The sequence below is a fragment of the Pseudomonas sp. UBA3153 genome (assembly GCF_002364635.1).
Classification (GTDB): domain Bacteria; phylum Pseudomonadota; class Gammaproteobacteria; order Pseudomonadales; family Pseudomonadaceae; genus Pseudomonas_O; species Pseudomonas_O kuykendallii.
The window spans coordinates 31,317-46,984 of sequence record NZ_DEYR01000067.1 but is presented as its reverse complement, the minus strand read 5'-3'; the positions used below and the strand labels follow the sequence as shown (position 1 = coordinate 46,984).

Sequence of the window (15,668 nt, the reverse complement as noted above, 5' to 3'; positions counted from 1 at the left end):
GACGGCCGGCTCGGCGGCGCCTGGCGCGCCGAGCGGCTGGTCTGGACGCAGGGCGAACGACGCGTCGAGCTGGTCGCGCCGCAGCTGGACTGGTCGCCGGGCTGCCTGCTGCGCCTGACGTTGTGCCTGGACCGCGTGGTCGCCGAGCAGGTGATCCTCGCCTTGCCGCCGTCCACAGACGACGAAGAAGGCCCGGGTGGACTGCCGGATATCGGCCTGCCGCTATCCCTGCGTCTGGGCGAGGTTCAGATTGGCAGCCTGCTGCTGGACGGACAGGAAGAATTGCGCGGCCTGCGTCTGGCCGGGCAATGGACCGACGAGGGCCTGCGCATCGACTCGCTGAGCGTGCAGCGCGATGCGCTTTCCCTGCACCTGCAAGGCCTGCTCACGCCCACCGGCGACTGGCCGCTGAAGGCCGAGGGCTCGCTGTCGCTGCCGGCACCGGGGGAGCAGCCGTGGACGCTGGCGATCACCGTCGATGGCGACCTGCAACGCGAACTGAGCCTGCACGCCGACAGCAGCGGCTACCTGCAGGGCCGGCTGGACGGCCGGGTGAGCCCGCTGGCCGAACACCTTCCGGCGCGCCTGCGGGTCGTGGTGCCGAGCTTCAAGGCCAGCGCGGAACTGCCGGATACTCTGGTCCTGAACGATCTGGAGCTGACCGCCGAGGGCGATCTCGCCGCCGGTTATCAGGTGCTCGGCAACGCCCAACTGCCAGCTCAGGAACGGCCGATCAGCCTTGGCCTCAACGGCCATGTCACCGCCGAGGGCGCGCGTATCGAGGCGCTCGACCTCACGGCGAGCGCGAAGCAGCGTCTGGCGCTGACGGGCGAGCTGGACTGGCGCGAAGGGCTGATCGCCGATGCGCACATCGACTGGCAGGATTTCCCCTGGCGCCGGCTGTATGCCGAAATCGACGAACCGCCGGTGGCGCTGAAGACCTTCAAGGGCGATCTGCATTACGACAACGGCAGTTACCTGGGCAACTTCGCCGCCGACCTGCTGGGGCCGGCGGGGCCCTTCAGCCTCAGCAGCCCGCTGAGCGGCGACCTCGAACAGCTGAATTTGCCTTCACTGCGCCTGGTGGCCGGGCAGGGCAACGCCGAAGGGCAGTTGAACCTCGGCTTCGCCGAGGGCATCGCCTGGAAGGCGGCGCTGCAGCTCGACCGGTTCGATCCGTCCTACTGGCTCGCCGAGCTGCCCGGTAGCCTGGCCGGTCCGCTGCGCAGCGAAGGCAGCCTGACGAATGGCGAACTGGCACTGAACGCCGACCTGCGACTGGACGGCCGGCTGCGCGGGCAGACGACCCGGCTGCAACTCGCCGCAGAGGGCGCCGGCGAGCGCTGGAACCTGGCCAACCTCGACCTGCGTGTGGGCGACAACCGGGTGCAGGGCAAGGGCCAGCTGGATCAACGCTTGCAGGGGCAACTTGCGCTCGATCTACCGCGTCTGGGCCAGCTGTGGCCCGAGCTGCAGGGCGCGCTGAACGGCACGTTGAACCTGGCTGGCAGCCTCGCGGCCCCCCAGGGCCGATTGGCGCTGAAGGGGCAGACGCTGTCGTTCGGCGACCGCCGCCTGGCCACGCTGGATCTGCAGGCCACGCTCGATGCGGCGCAGCGCGGCACGCTGACGCTGAACGCCCGTGATATCCACTCGGGCGACACCGCGCTGGGCGATCTGCGCCTGACCGGGCAGGGCGACCGCAAGGATCAGCGCCTCGACCTGAGCCTGGTCGGTCCGCTGCTGCGTACCGCGCTTGGCCTGTCCGGGCGCTTGGATGGCGATGGGACGAAGGGATGGCACTGGCGCGGCCAGCTCGGCAACGGCGAAGTCGCCGCCGGCGGCCAGACCTGGACGCTGCGCACGCCCGCCCGCCTGGAGCGCCGTGCCGATGGCCGGCTGGAGCTGGGCGCACACTGCTGGGCCTATGGCGACGCCAGCCTGTGCGGCGAGGAACAGCGGCTGATGCCGGAACCCAGACTGCGCTATCACCTGCGCAATTTCGCCCTCGAGGGGCTGGCGCAGTTCCTCCCCGAAGACTTCGCCTGGAAGGGCAAGCTGAACGCCGACCTGCAGCTCGACCTGCCGGCCGCCGGCCCCAGCGGCCACATTCTTGTCGACGCCGGCAACGGCACCCTGCGCGTGCGCGATGGCGACGACTGGGTGGATTTTCCCTACCGGCAGCTGAGCCTGGACAGCCAACTGCAACCCAGCCGGGTAGACACCCAGCTGAGTTTTGCCGGCGGCCCCTTGGGCGAGCTTTCGCTGCACGCGCGCATCGACCCTCGGGCGGCAAACAAACCACTGCGCGGAGAGTTTTCCCTCAGTGGCCTCGACCTGTCGGTGGCGCGGCCGTTCGTGCCCATGGTCGAGCGCCTCGAAGGCTATCTGGACGGTTCCGGCACCTTGTCCGGCGATCTGCAGGAGCCACGCATCGACGGTCGCCTGCAACTGCGCGGCGGCCACGTGTCCGGGGCGGAACTTCCGACGCGCCTGGAAAACCTCCAGGTCCAGGCGCTGATCGCCGGGGAAAACCTGCAGCTCAGTGGCGACTGGAGTGCCGGTCGCGAAGGGCAGGGCAGCATCAGCGGATCGCTGGATTGGAGTCGTACGCTGGACCTCGACCTGCGCATTCGGGGCGACCGCCTGCCGGTATCGGTGGCGCCCTATGCCGACCTGGAAGTGGCGCCCGACCTGCAGGTCGCCTTCGATGGCGAGCAACTGGCGCTCAGCGGCAAGGTACGGGTGCCCCGCGGCAGCATCATCGTTCGCGAGCTGCCGCCGTCCACCGTGAAGGTCTCGGCGGACGCCGAAATCGTCGGCGCGGAGGCGCCGGTCAAGGGCGCATCGCCGGCTCTGCGGATGAGCGTCGACGTGGCGGTCGGCGAAGACAAGCTGACTTTCAGCGGCTTTGGCCTGAATGCCGAGCTGGCGGGGCAGATTCACGTTGGCGACAATCTCGACACGCGGGGCGAGCTGAGTCTGAACAAGGGCCGCTACCGCGCCTACGGCCAGCGCCTGACCATCCGCCGCGCGCGCCTGCTGTTCACCGGGCCGATCGACCAGCCCTATCTCGACGTGGAGGCGGTGCGCGTGGTCGACGAAGTCACCGCCGGCATCCGCCTCACCGGCAGCGCCGCCGCGCCACGTAGCGAAGTGTTTTCGGAACCGGCGATGAGCCAGGAGCAGGCGCTGTCCTACCTGGTGCTGGGTCGCCCCTTGGGCGGTGACAGCGGCGACAGCAACATGCTCGCCGAAGCCGCCCTCGGTCTGGGCCTGGCGCAGAGTGCCTCGATTACCGGCGGCCTGGCGCGCAACCTCGGCATCGAGAACTTCCAGCTCGACACCGAAGGCACCGGCAACACCACCAGCGTGGTGGCCAGCGGCAGCCTCACCGATCGCCTCAGCCTGCGCTACGGCGTCGGCGTGTTCGAGCCGGCGAATACCGTGGCACTGCGTTACGAACTGACCAGGCGCCTGTACCTCGAAGTCGCCAGCGGGCTGGCCAGCTCGCTGGACCTGTTCTACAAGCGCGACTTCTGATCGACACGAGCGTCCGGAACTCTATGGTCGGCGATACTGCCGTCTAAACGTCGAGCATCTTCATCACCTGTTCCGGATAGCGCCCGCCGGCCACCGCATCGGCCGGGAAGATCGCGTCGATCTGCGCCCGCTCGGCCGCGCTCAGCACGACGTCCAGCGCGCCCACGTTTTCTTCCAGGTACGTGCGCCGCTTGGTGCCGGGAATCGGGATGAGATCGTCGCCCTGGGCCAGGACCCATGCCAGGGCCAGTTGCGAAGGCGTCACGCCCTTGGTTTCGGCCATCGCCTTCACCTTCTCCACCAGCAGCAGGTTGCGGGTGAAATTCTCGCCTTGGAAGCGCGGGCTGAAGCGCCGGTAATCGTCCTCGGCGAAGTCTTCCGGCGAGGTCAGCGCACCGGTGAGGAAGCCGCGCCCCAGCGGGCTGTAGGGCACGAAGGCGATGCCCAGGCGCCTGCACGCCGCCAGCGTGCCGTTGCTTTCCGGGTCGCGCGTCCACAGCGAGTACTCGCTTTGCAGCGCGCTGATCGGATGTACGGCATGGGCGCGCTCCAGGGTCGCCGCCGACGCCTCGCTGAGGCCGAGGTAGCGCACCTTGCCTTCCTTCACCAGCGCGGCCATGGCGCCCACGGTTTCCTCGATCGGCACCTGCGGATCGATACGGTGCTGGTAATAGAGGTCGAGGTGGTCGACGCGCAAACGCTTGAGGCTGCCTTCAATGGAGGAGCGCACGTACTCCGGGCGTCCGCTGACACCGCGCAGCGCCGGGTTGGCCGGGTCGCGGAGGATGCCGAACTTGCTGGCGAGGAATACCTGGTCGCGTTTGCCGCGAATCGCCTTGCCGATCATTTCCTCGTTGCTGAACGGCCCGTACATGTCGGCGCTGTCGAGTAGGCTGACCCCCAGTTCCAGCGCGCGGTGCAGGGTAGCGACGGATTCCGCTTCGTCGCGTCCGGCGCCGTAGAAATCGCTCATGCCCATGCAGCCAAGGCCGATGGCGGAAACCTGCGGGCCGTCGCGGCCCAGTTGGCGAGTCTTCATCGAGGGGTTCTCCGTGGGAAATGTCGGTCCAGTGTCTGCCTCGCTCCTGGCTGGATAAACCCACCAAAAATGTATTGACTATTCGTAATTTCTACATAGTGGATCGGCAGATGGACCGCTTTCTCGCCATGCAGCTGTTCACCCGCATCGTCGAAATGGGCGCCTTCGGCCGTGCCGGCGAAAGCCTCGGGCTGGCTCCGGCGTCCGCCAGCCAGTTGATCAAGCAGCTGGAAAGCCACCTCGGCGTGCAATTGCTGCAGCGCACCACGCGCCAGGTCAGCCCGACCGTGGATGGCGCCGAGTTCTACGAGCGCTGCGTGCGCCTACTGGCGGACCTGGACGACGCCGAGGGCTCGTTTTCCGAGGCGCGGCGCAACCCGCGAGGCAAGCTGCGCATCGACCTGTCGCATTCGCTGGCGCGGCTGGTGGTGATCCCGCGACTCCCGGCGTTCTGCAGCCGCTACCCGCAGATCGAGCTGGAAGTGGGCACCTCGGACCGCACCCTCGACCTGATCCGCGAAGGCGTCGACTGCGTGCTGCGCGGCGGTGCGCCGCTGGACCCGGGGCTGGTGGCGCGGCCGGTGACGCAGCTGACCCAAGTCACCTGCGCCAGCCCGGCGTACCTCGCCGCCCATGGCGTGCCGCGCACGCTGGCGCAGCTCGACGGCCATCGCGCCATCGACTTCATCGGCTCCAGCGGCCAGCGCTTCGAGCTGGAGTTCCAGATGTCCGGCGGAACGCAGACGCGGCGTCTGCCCGCGCAGATCGCGGTGAACGGGGCGGATGCCTACGTCGCCGCCTGCGAAGCCGGTTTGGGGCTGATCCAGGTGCCGGTCTACCACGTCACCGAACAACTGCGCGCCGGCAGCCTGGTGGAAGTCCTCGCCGACTGCAGGCCGCCGGCCTACCCGCTGAGCGTGGTCTACCCGCCGCATCGCCAGCTGTCGCGGCGGGTGAGGGTGTTCGTCGACTGGCTGGTGGAGCTGTTCGAACAACCCGACTGGATGGCGCGGCCGAACCCCTGACGACTGAAAACAGGCGAAAACGCACGCTTTCCCGGCCGCGCGACCTGCCATTTTCTGGCGCGGGCATGATTTACTGGGCGCTCCATCCTCCCCACAAGAAGGAAACCTCCCATGCCCCAAGTGACCCGCCGCGGCAGCCCCGTGGACATCGACGGCGAGCTGCCGAAGGTCGGCCAGGCCGCGCCCGCATTCAGCCTGGTCAATGGCGATCTCGCCGATGTGACCCTCAAGGACTTCGCCGGAAAACGTAAAGTGCTGAACATCTTCCCCAGCGTCGATACGCCGACCTGCGCCACCTCGGTACGCAAGTTCAACGCCGAGGCCAGCAAGCTGAACAACACCGTGGTGCTATGTATCTCCGCCGACCTGCCGTTCGCGCAGAAGCGCTTCTGCGGCGCCGAAGGGCTGGAGAACGTGGTCAACCTGTCGACCCTGCGCGGCCAGGCGTTCCTCCGCGACTACGGCGTGGCCATCGCCAGCGGTCCGATGGTGGGCCTGGCGACCCGCGCGGTCGTGGTGCTGGACGAGAACGACCAGGTGCTGCACAGCGAGCTGGTCCCCGAGATCGGCCAGGAGCCGGACTACCAGGCCGCCATCGGCGTACTCGGCTGATACGCCGGGTGCCGACCGAACGGTCCGCCGCGGCGGGCCGTTTTTTTGCCGGCGTCTGAACCGTTGTCCCTGCGCGGAAACTTTTTGTTTTCAGCTCATACACTTGGCGAGGCAAGTAAAGGGTAAATAGGCGGTAAAGAGCCTTTGCATCGGGGGCAACAGTCCTTATCGTTCAGGCTCCTTCAAATTCCGAATCCTATTCATGTCCGAGCAAACGCCGCCCCCCGCGTTTTACCGTCGCCCGCGCGCCTGGCTGATCGGTATCGTCGTCCTCCTACTGCTGGCCGCCGTGGCCTGGAAATTCTGGCCCGCCAGCTCCACGTCTACCGATGCGGCGCAGCACACCAGCCGCCGGGGCCCCGGTGGAGCCGGCGTCGGCCGCGGTCCCGGCGGCATGGGAGGTCCGGGCGGCGGGCTGTTCAACAACGAGCCGACCCCGGTACGCGTGGCTGCCGCCCGGCAGGGTGACTTTCCCGTCTACTACAAGGCGCTCGGCACCGTTACCGCGCTGAACACGGTGAGCGTGCGTGGCCGGGTCGACGGCGAGCTGGTCAAGGTGGCGTTCGAGGAAGGGCAGAAGGTCAAGGCAGGCGACCTGCTGGCGGTGATCGACCCGCGCACCTACCAGATCGCCCTGCAGCAGGCCCAGGGCACCCTGGCGGAAAACCAGGCGCAGCTGAAGAACGCGCAGATCGACTACGACCGTTACCGCGGGCTGTATGCCGAAGACAGCATTGCCAAGCAGACGCTGGACACCCAGGAAGCACTGGTCAATCAGTACAAAGGCACGCTGCAGGGCAACCAGGCGGCGGTAAACCAGGCCAAGCTGAACCTCGACTTCACCAACGTGCGCGCGCCCATCTCCGGCCGCCTGGGCCTGCGCCAGGTCGACGTCGGCAATCTGGTCGGCTCCAGCGACACCACCGCGCTGGTGACCATCACCCAGACGCAGCCGATCAGCGTCGCCTTCACCCTGCCGGAAAACGAGCTGCCCACGGTGGTCCAGCGCTTCCGCGCAGGCGAGAAGCTCCGCGTCGAGGCCTGGGACCGCGCCGAAACCCGCCTGCAGGCCGAAGGCGTGCTGCAGAGCCTGGACAACCAGATCGACACCACCACCGGCACCCTGAAGTTCAAGGCGCGCTTCGGCAACGACCAGGAAACCCTGTTCCCCAACCAGTTCGTCAACGTGCGGGTACTCGCCGATACGCTGCGCAACGTGGTGCTGGTGCCGACCCCGGCGGTGCAGTTCGGCAATGCCGGCTCCTTCGCCTACGTCATGGACGGCGACGACAAGGTCACCATCCGCACGCTCAAGGTCGGCCCCAACGACGGTGCCAATACGGTGATCCTCGAAGGCCTGGCCAGCGGCGACCGTGTCGTACTGGAGGGTACCGACCGCCTGCGCGAAGGCAGCAAGGTGCTGGTGGTGCATGACAGCGACGCCATGCCGACCTCACCCAGCGAGCAACTGCAGGGCTCGCCGAAAGCCCCTGCGGGCGCTCCCGACGCGGCGGCGAAAGACGCCCGATGAACGTCTCGCGGCTGTTCATACTGCGTCCGGTCGCCACCACGCTGAGCATGCTGGCGATCCTCCTCGCCGGGCTGATCGCCTATCGCATGCTGCCGGTGTCGGCGTTGCCGCAGGTGGACTACCCGACCATCCGCGTCCTCACGCTATACCCCGGCGCCAGCCCGGACGTCATGACCAGCGCGGTCACCGCGCCGCTGGAGCGCCAGTTCGGGCAGATGCCGGGGCTCGCGCAGATGTCCTCGACCAGCTCCGGCGGCGCCTCGGTGATCACCCTGCGTTTCAGCCTGGCGATGGACCTGGATGTCGCCGAGCAGGAAGTGCAGGCGGCGATCAATTCCGCCAGCAACCTGCTGCCTAACGACCTGCCGGCGCCGCCGGTGTACAACAAGGTCAACCCGGCCGACACCCCGGTGCTTACCGTGGCGGTCAGCTCCAAGACCATGCCGTTGCCCAAGCTGCACGACCTGGTCGACACGCGCATGGCGCAGAAGCTCTCCCAGGTGAACGGCGTCGGCATGGTCAGCCTCGCCGGCGGCCAGCGCCAGGCGGTGCGGGTGAAGGTCAACGCGCAGGCGCTGGCCGCCGCCGGACTGAACCTGTCCGACGTGCGCACGCTGATCACCTCGTCCAACGTCAACCAGCCGAAGGGCAACTTCGACGGCCCCACGCGCACCTCGATGCTCGATGCCAACGACCAGCTGCGCTCGCCCGAGGAGTACGCCAACCTGATCCTCGGCTACAACGCCGGCGCCGCGCTGCGCCTGCGCGACGTGGCGGAGGTCGTCAGTGGCGCTGAAAACGAGCGCCTCGCCGCCTGGGCCAACCAGAACCAGGCCGTGCTGATCAACATCCAGCGCCAGCCCGGCGCCAACGTCATCCAGGTGGTCGACCGGATCAAGGCGCTGCTGCCGGCGATCACCTCGACCCTGCCTTCGGGGCTCGACGTCGCCGTGCTCACCGATCGCACGCAGACCGTGCGCACGGCGGTCAGGGACGTGCAGCACGAGCTGCTGCTTTCCATCGCACTGGTGGTGATGGTCACCTTCCTGTTCCTGCGGCGCTTCTCGGCGACCATCATTCCGTCGATCGCCGTGCCGCTGTCGCTGGTCGGCACCTTCGGCGTGATGTACCTCGCCGGTTTCTCGGTGAACAACCTGACGCTGATGGCGCTGACCATCGCCACCGGTTTCGTGGTGGACGACGCCATCGTCATGCTGGAGAACATCGCGCGATTCGTGGAGGAGGGCGACTCGCCGCTGCAGGCGGCGCTGAAGGGCGCGCGGCAGATCGGTTTCACCCTGATCTCGCTGACCTTCTCGCTGATCGCCGTACTGATTCCGCTGCTGTTCATGGCCGACGTGGTCGGCCGGCTGTTCCGCGAATTCGCCATCACGCTGGCGGTGGCGATCCTGATTTCCCTGGTGGTTTCGCTGACGCTGACGCCGATGATGTGCGCACGGCTGCTCAAGCGCGAACCGCCGGAAGCCGAGCAGGGCCGTTTCTACCGCGCCAGCGGTGCCTGGATCGACTGGCTGATCGAGCGCTATTCCGGCGGCCTGCGCTGGGTGCTCAGGCATCAGCCGCTGACCCTGCTGGTGGCCGTGGCCACCCTCGGCCTGACCGTGGTGCTCTACCTGGCGGTGCCCAAGGGCTTCTTCCCGGTGCAGGACACCGGGGTCATCCAGGGCATTTCCGAGGCGCCGCAGTCGGTGTCGTTCCGCGCCATGAGCGAGCGCCAGCAGGAGCTGTCGCGGCTGATCCTTGAGGACCCGGCGGTCGCCAGCCTGTCGTCCTACATCGGCGTCGACGGCGACAACGTCACGCTGAACAGCGGTCGCCTGCTGATCAACCTGAAACCGCACGCCGAGCGCGACGTCAGCGTCACCCAGGTGATCGAGCGCCTGCAACCGAAGCTGGCGCGGCTCAGCGACATCCGCCTGTACCTGCAACCGGTCCAGGACCTGACCATCGAGGACCGGGTCAGCCGCACCCAGTTCCAGTTCAGCCTGGAGTCACCGGACACCGAGCTGCTCAGCGAATGGAACGGCAAGCTGGTGGACGCGCTGCGCCGCCAGCCCGAACTCACCGATGTCGCCAGCGACCTGCAGGGCAAAGGGCTGCAGGTCTACCTGAACGTCGATCGCGACCTCGCCAGCCGGCTCGGGGTGAACATGAGCGCGATCACCGATGCGCTTTACGACGCCTTCGGCCAGCGCCAGATCTCCACCATCTTCACCCAGTCCAGCCAGTACCGCGTGGTGCTGCAGGCGGCCGCCGGCGAGCAGATCGGCCCGCAGGCGCTGGGGCAGATCCATGTCGCCACCCGCGAGGGCACCCAGGTGCCGCTGTCGAGCCTGGCGCGGATCGAGGAGCGGCAGGCGCAACTGGTGATCAACCACATCGGCCAGTTCCCCTCCAGCACGCTGTCGTTCAACCTCGCCGACGGCGTATCGCTGGGCAAGGCGGTCGAAGTGATCGAGCGCACCCAGCAGGAAATCGGCATGCCGGCCGGCGTGCAGAGCCGCTTCCAGGGCGCCGCCGAGGCCTTCCGCGCCTCGCTGTCGTCGACCCTGCTGCTGATCCTGGCGGCGGTGGTGACCATGTACATCGTGCTCGGCGTGCTCTACGAGAGCTATGTGCATCCGATCACCATCCTCTCGACGCTGCCGTCGGCCGGTGTCGGCGCGTTGCTCGCGCTGCTGCTGACCGGCAACGACCTCGGACTGATCGCGATCATCGGCATCATGCTGCTGATCGGCATCGTCAAGAAGAACGCGATCATGATGATCGACTTCGCCCTCGACGCCGAACGCCACCAGGGCATGGCACCGGAAGCGGCGATCTACCAGGCGGCGCTTCTGCGCTTCCGGCCGATCCTCATGACCACCCTGGCGGCGCTGTTCGGCGCGGTGCCGCTGATGCTCGCCAGCGGTTCGGGCGCGGAGCTGCGCCAGCCGCTGGGCCTGGTGATGGTCGGCGGGCTGCTGGTCAGCCAGGTGCTGACGCTGTTCACCACGCCGGTGATCTACCTGTACTTCGACCGCCTGGCCACGCGTTTCCGCCGGCCACGAGGCGAAGAAGGCGAGGTTCCGGCATGAACGCGTCGATGACCCTGCGATGAACCTTTCCGCGCCCTTCATCCGCCGGCCGGTGGCGACCATGCTGCTGAGCCTGGCGATCCTCCTGCTCGGCAGCCTCAGCTTCGGCCTGCTGCCGGTGGCGCCGCTGCCGCAGATCGACTTCCCGGTGATCACCGTGCAGGCCAACCTGGCGGGGGCGAGCCCGGAGATCATGGCGTCCAGCGTCACCACGCCGCTGGAGCGCTCGTTCGGCAGCATTGCCGGCATCACCCAGATGACCAGCCGCACCAGCCAGGGCTCGACGCGGATCATCCTGCAGTTCGAGGCGGACCGGGACATCAACGGCGCCGCGCGCGACGTGCAGGCGGCCATCAACGCCTCGCGCAACCTGTTGCCCAGCGGCATGCGCAGCATGCCCACCTACCGCAAGGTGAACCCTTCGCAAGCGCCGATCATGGTGCTCTCGCTGACCTCCGACGTGCTACAGAAGGGCCAGCTGTACGACCTGGCCTCGACCATCCTGGCGCAGAGCCTGTCGCAGGTGACCGGCGTCGGCGAAGTGCAGATCGGCGGCAGCTCATTGCCGGCGGTGCGCGTCGAGCTGGAGCCGCAGCTGCTCTACCAGTACGGGGTTTCCCTCGACGAGGTGCGCAGCGCGATCACCGCCGCCAACGTGCGGCGGCCGGTCGGCGCGGTGGAGAACGACCAGCACAACTGGCAGATCCAGGCCAACGACCAGCTCGAGCGCGCCGCCGACTACGAGCCGGTGATCATCCATTACCAGGACGGCGCGGCGCTGCGCCTGCGCGATGTGGCGAAGGTCAGCGACGGCGTCGAGGACCGCTACAACAGTGGCTTCTACAACGACGAATCGGCCGTGCTGCTGGTGGTCAACCGGCAGGCCGGGGCGAACATCATCGAGACCATCCGGTCGATCAAGGACCAGCTTCCGGCGTTGCAGGCGGTGCTCCCGGCGAGCGTCAAGCTGAACCTGGCGATGGACCGCTCGGCGACCATCCGCGCGACCCTGCACGAAGCCGAGCGCACCCTGCTGATCGCCGTGGCGTTGGTGATCCTGGTGGTGTTCCTGTCGCTGGGCAACCTGCGCGCCTCGCTGATTCCGGCCCTGGCCGTGCCGGTGTCGCTGATCGGCACCTTCGCCGTGATGCACCTGGCCGGCTTCTCGCTGAACACGCTGTCGCTGATGGCGCTGATCCTCGCCGCCGGGCTGGTGGTGGATGACGCCATCGTGGTGCTGGAGAACATCGCCCGGCACATCGACAACGGCGAGCCGCCGTTTCGCGCGGCGCTGCTGGGCACCAAGGAAGTCGGTTTCACCCTGCTGTCGATGAACCTGTCGCTGGTCGCGGTGTTCGTCTCGATCCTGTTCATGGGCGGCATCGTCGGCCAGCTGTTCAAGGAGTTCTCGATCACCCTGGCGGCGGCGATCATCGTCTCGCTGGTGGTCTCGCTGACGCTCACGCCGATGCTCTGCGCGCGCTGGCTGAAACCCCACGACCCGGCACGGCAAAGCCGCCTGCAACGCTGGAGCGAGGCGCAACACCAGCGCCTGGTGCGCTTCTACGACCGCACGCTGGGCTGGGTGCTGCGCCATCCGAAGCTGACGCTGCTGAGCCTGCTGGCCACGGTGGTGCTCAACGTCTACCTGTACGTCGCGGTGCCGAAGACCTTCATGCCGCAGCAGGACACCGGCCAGCTGACCGGTTTCATCCGCGGCGACGACGGCCTCTCGTTCAGCGTCATGCAGCCGAAGATGGAGACCTTCCGCCGCTCGCTGCTCAAGGACCCCGCGGTGGAAAGCGTCGCCGGCTTCATCGGCGGCAACGGCGGGACCAACAACGCCTTCATGATCGTCCGGCTGAAACCTATGAAGGAACGTTCGCTGTCCGCGCAGCAGGTCATCGAGCGGCTGCGCAAGAACATGCCCAAGGTTCCCGGCGGCCGGCTGATGTTGATGGCGGACCAGGACCTGATGTTCGGCGGCTCGCGCGAGCAGGACAGCTCGCAGTACCAGTACCTGTTGCAGACCGACGAGCTGAGCCTGCTGCGCAAATGGCTGCCGCAGGTCGCGGCGGCGCTCAAGGCGCTGCCCGAACTGACCGCGATCGACGCCAATGACGGTGGCGGCACCCAGCAGGTGACCCTGCAGGTCAATCGCGACGAAGCCCGTCGCCTCGGCGTGGACATGGCGATGGTCAGCGCCGCGCTGAACAACGCCTACAGCCAGCGGCAGATTTCCACCATCTACGACAGCCTCAACCAGTACCAGGTGGTGATGGAGGTCAACCCGAAATACGCCCAGGACCCGAAGACCCTGGAACAGGTCTATCTGGTTACCGCGGAGGGTGGGCGCGTTCCGCTGTCGGCGGTGGCCAGCTACGCCAACAGCCTGGCGGACGACCGGGTCAACCATGAGGGCCAGTTCGCCTCGGAAGCGATTTCCTTCGACCTGGCGCCCGGCGTCAGCCTGGATGCGGCCACCGTCGCCATCGACAAGGCGGTGGCGGCGATCGGCATGCCCACCGAAGTGATCGGCCGCCTCGGCGGCGCCGGCGACGCCTTCAAGAGCACCCAGCAGAACCAGCCGTGGATGATCCTGGCCTCGCTGGTGCTGGTTTACCTGGTGCTCGGCATCCTCTACGAAAGCTACATCCACCCGCTGACCATCCTCTCGACGCTGCCGTCGGCCGGGGTCGGCGCGCTGCTGACGATCATCCTGATCCGCGGCCAGTTCAGCCTCATCTCGCTGCTCGGGCTGTTTCTGCTGATCGGCATCGTCAAGAAGAACGCGATCATGATGATCGACCTCGCGCTGCAACTGGAACGCGAGGGGCAGTCGCCGGCGGAGTCGATCCGCCAGGCCTGCCTGCTGCGCCTGCGGCCGATCCTGATGACCACGCTGGCGGCGATCCTCGGCGCCTTGCCGCTGCTGATCGGCGGCACCGAGGGCGCGGAAATGCGCCAGCCGCTGGGTGTCACCATCGTCGGCGGTCTGGTGCTGAGCCAGATCCTCACCCTCTACACCACCCCGGTGGTCTACCTGTCCCTCGACCGCCTGCGCCACCGCTTCAATCGCTGGCGCGGCGTGCGTACCGATGCCGCCCTGGATACTCCGCTATGAGCCTTTCGCACCCGCCGCTTCGTCCCGTCGCGCTCGCCCTGTTCGTACTGCTGTCCGGCTGCGCCCTGGGGCCGGACTACCAGCGGCCGTCCGTGGACACCCCGGTACAGTTCAAGCAGGCGCAGGGCTGGAAAGCCGCGGCGCCGGCCGATGCGCTGGAGCGGGGCGCCTGGTGGGAGCTGTATGGCGACGCCGAGCTGAATACGCTGGTGGAGAAGCTCAACGTCTCCAACCAGAACGTCGCCGCGTCCGAGGCCGCCTACCGCCAGGCGCGCGCCCTGGTGCAAAGCGCGCGGGCGGCGTTCTATCCGACGCTGTCGGCGAACACCAGCATGACCCGTTCGGGGCAGGGCGGCGGCAGCAACACGGTGCGCACCTCGGACGGTTCGGTGATCACCAGCTCGGGCGGCGGCGGCATCTCCAAGAGCTACAACGCGAATCTCGGGGTGAGCTGGGAGCTGGACGTCTGGGGCCGCCTGCGCCGTGGGCTGGAGGCCGACCGCGCGAGCGCCGAGGCGAGCCTCGCCGACCTCGCGGCGGCGCGCCTGAGCCTGCAATCGGAACTGGTGCAGAACTACCTGCAACTGCGCGTGATGGATGAGCAGAAGCGCCTGCTGGATGCCACCGTGGCGGCCTATCAGCGCTCGCTGCGGCTGACCCAGAACCAGTACAACGCCGGCATCGTGCCGAAGTCCGACGTCAGCCAGGCGCTGACCCAGCTGAAAAGTACCCAGGCGCAGTCCATCGACCTCGACTGGCAACGCGCGCAGCTGGAACACGCCATCGCCGTGCTCACCGGCGCGCCGCCGGCGGAGTTTTCCATCGCCGTGCGCGAGTCGATTCCACAGCTGCCGGCGGTTCCCCTGGAACTGCCCTCGGAACTGCTCGAGCGACGCCCGGACATCGCCTCCGCCGAGCGCAGCGTGATCGCCGCCAACGCGCAGATCGGCGTGGCCAAGGCCGCCTATTTCCCCGACCTGAGCTTGTCCGCCAACGGCGGCTACCGCAACGACAGCTTCGCCGACTGGATCAACGTGCCGAACCGCTTCTGGTCGCTCGGCCCGTCCCTGGCACTGACCCTGTTCGACGGCGGCGCCCGCGCCGCCGAACTGGAGCGCAGCCGCGCCGGCTACGATCAGACCGTCGCGCAGTATCGCCAGGCAGTGCTCGACGGCTTCCGCGAGGTGGAGGACTACCTGGTGCAGCTGCAGGTGCTCGAGCGCGAATCCGGCTACCAGCGCGAGGCCCTCGACGCCGCCCGCGAATCCCTCCGCCTGATCGAAAACCAGTACAAGGCCGGCACCGTGGATTACAACGACGTCGTCAGCGTGCAGGCCACCACGCTGTCCAACGAGCGCACCAACCTGACCCTGTTGGGCAGCCGGCTTACCGCCAGCGTGCAACTGATCGCCGCGCTGGGCGGCGGCTGGAGTTCGGACCAGTTGAGCGAAGAGCCGGCGGCGAAGTAACGGGAAACCTCTGCGGGGCAGCGGTGGGCTGAAGCCCACCCTACACACCCGAGCAACCGTAGGGTGGGCTTCAGCCCACCATCCGTACTGATCGCCGCGCTGGGCGGCGGCTGGAGTTCGGACCGATTGAGCGAAGAGCCGGCGGCGAAGTAACGGGAAACCTCTGCGCGGCAGCGGTGGGCTGAAGCCCACCCTACACACCCGAGCAACCGTAGGGTGGGCTTCAG

At 67.7% G+C, this 15,668-nt stretch carries 8 protein-coding genes; 7 read left to right on the top strand and 1 reads right to left on the bottom strand.

Annotated features, from left to right (window positions below):
- Positions 1-3,543 (top strand): translocation/assembly module TamB domain-containing protein (locus B2X67_RS15960; protein ID WP_286786082.1); only part of this gene is annotated, 3,543 nt, incomplete at its 5' end.
- A 43-nt stretch (positions 3,544-3,586) separates the two neighbouring features.
- Here B2X67_RS15960 and B2X67_RS15955 read toward each other — a convergent pair.
- A complete protein-coding gene (locus B2X67_RS15955; RefSeq protein ID WP_286786081.1) occupies positions 3,587-4,582 on the bottom strand; it encodes an aldo/keto reductase in 996 nt (331 codons plus the stop codon).
- Positions 4,583-4,692: 110 nt separating this feature from the next.
- Here B2X67_RS15955 and B2X67_RS15950 point away from each other — a divergent pair, with 110 nt between their 5' ends.
- The 6 genes from B2X67_RS15950 (at position 4,693) to B2X67_RS15925 (ending at position 15,441) form a co-directional block, all read left to right on the top strand.
- On the top strand, positions 4,693-5,607 hold the full coding sequence (locus B2X67_RS15950; protein WP_273230669.1) for a LysR family transcriptional regulator: 915 nt from the start codon (positions 4,693-4,695) through the stop codon (positions 5,605-5,607).
- Positions 5,608-5,718: 111 nt separating this feature from the next.
- Positions 5,719-6,219 (top strand): thiol peroxidase, encoded by a 501-nt coding sequence (gene tpx / locus B2X67_RS15945; RefSeq protein WP_273230671.1) that lies wholly within the window; start codon positions 5,719-5,721, stop codon positions 6,217-6,219.
- Between the two features lie 202 nt (positions 6,220-6,421).
- On the top strand, positions 6,422-7,750 hold the full coding sequence (locus B2X67_RS15940; protein WP_286786080.1) for an MdtA/MuxA family multidrug efflux RND transporter periplasmic adaptor subunit: 1,329 nt from the start codon (positions 6,422-6,424) through the stop codon (positions 7,748-7,750).
- Positions 7,747-10,848 carry an MdtB/MuxB family multidrug efflux RND transporter permease subunit gene (locus tag B2X67_RS15935; protein WP_286786079.1) on the top strand — a complete coding sequence of 1,034 codons (3,102 nt, stop codon included), beginning with the start codon at positions 7,747-7,749 and terminating at the stop codon, positions 10,846-10,848. Before B2X67_RS15940 ends, B2X67_RS15935 begins: the two co-directional genes overlap by 4 nt.
- A 19-nt stretch (positions 10,849-10,867) precedes the next feature.
- Entirely contained in the window at positions 10,868-13,972 is a 3,105-nt protein-coding gene (locus B2X67_RS15930) for an efflux RND transporter permease subunit (protein WP_273230676.1), read from the top strand.
- Positions 13,969-15,441 carry an efflux transporter outer membrane subunit gene (locus B2X67_RS15925; RefSeq protein WP_273230678.1) on the top strand — a complete coding sequence of 491 codons (1,473 nt, stop codon included), beginning with the start codon at positions 13,969-13,971 and terminating at the stop codon, positions 15,439-15,441. The genes B2X67_RS15930 and B2X67_RS15925 overlap by 4 nt, the downstream gene beginning before the upstream one ends.
- The last annotated feature ends 227 nt before the right edge of the window (positions 15,442-15,668 follow it).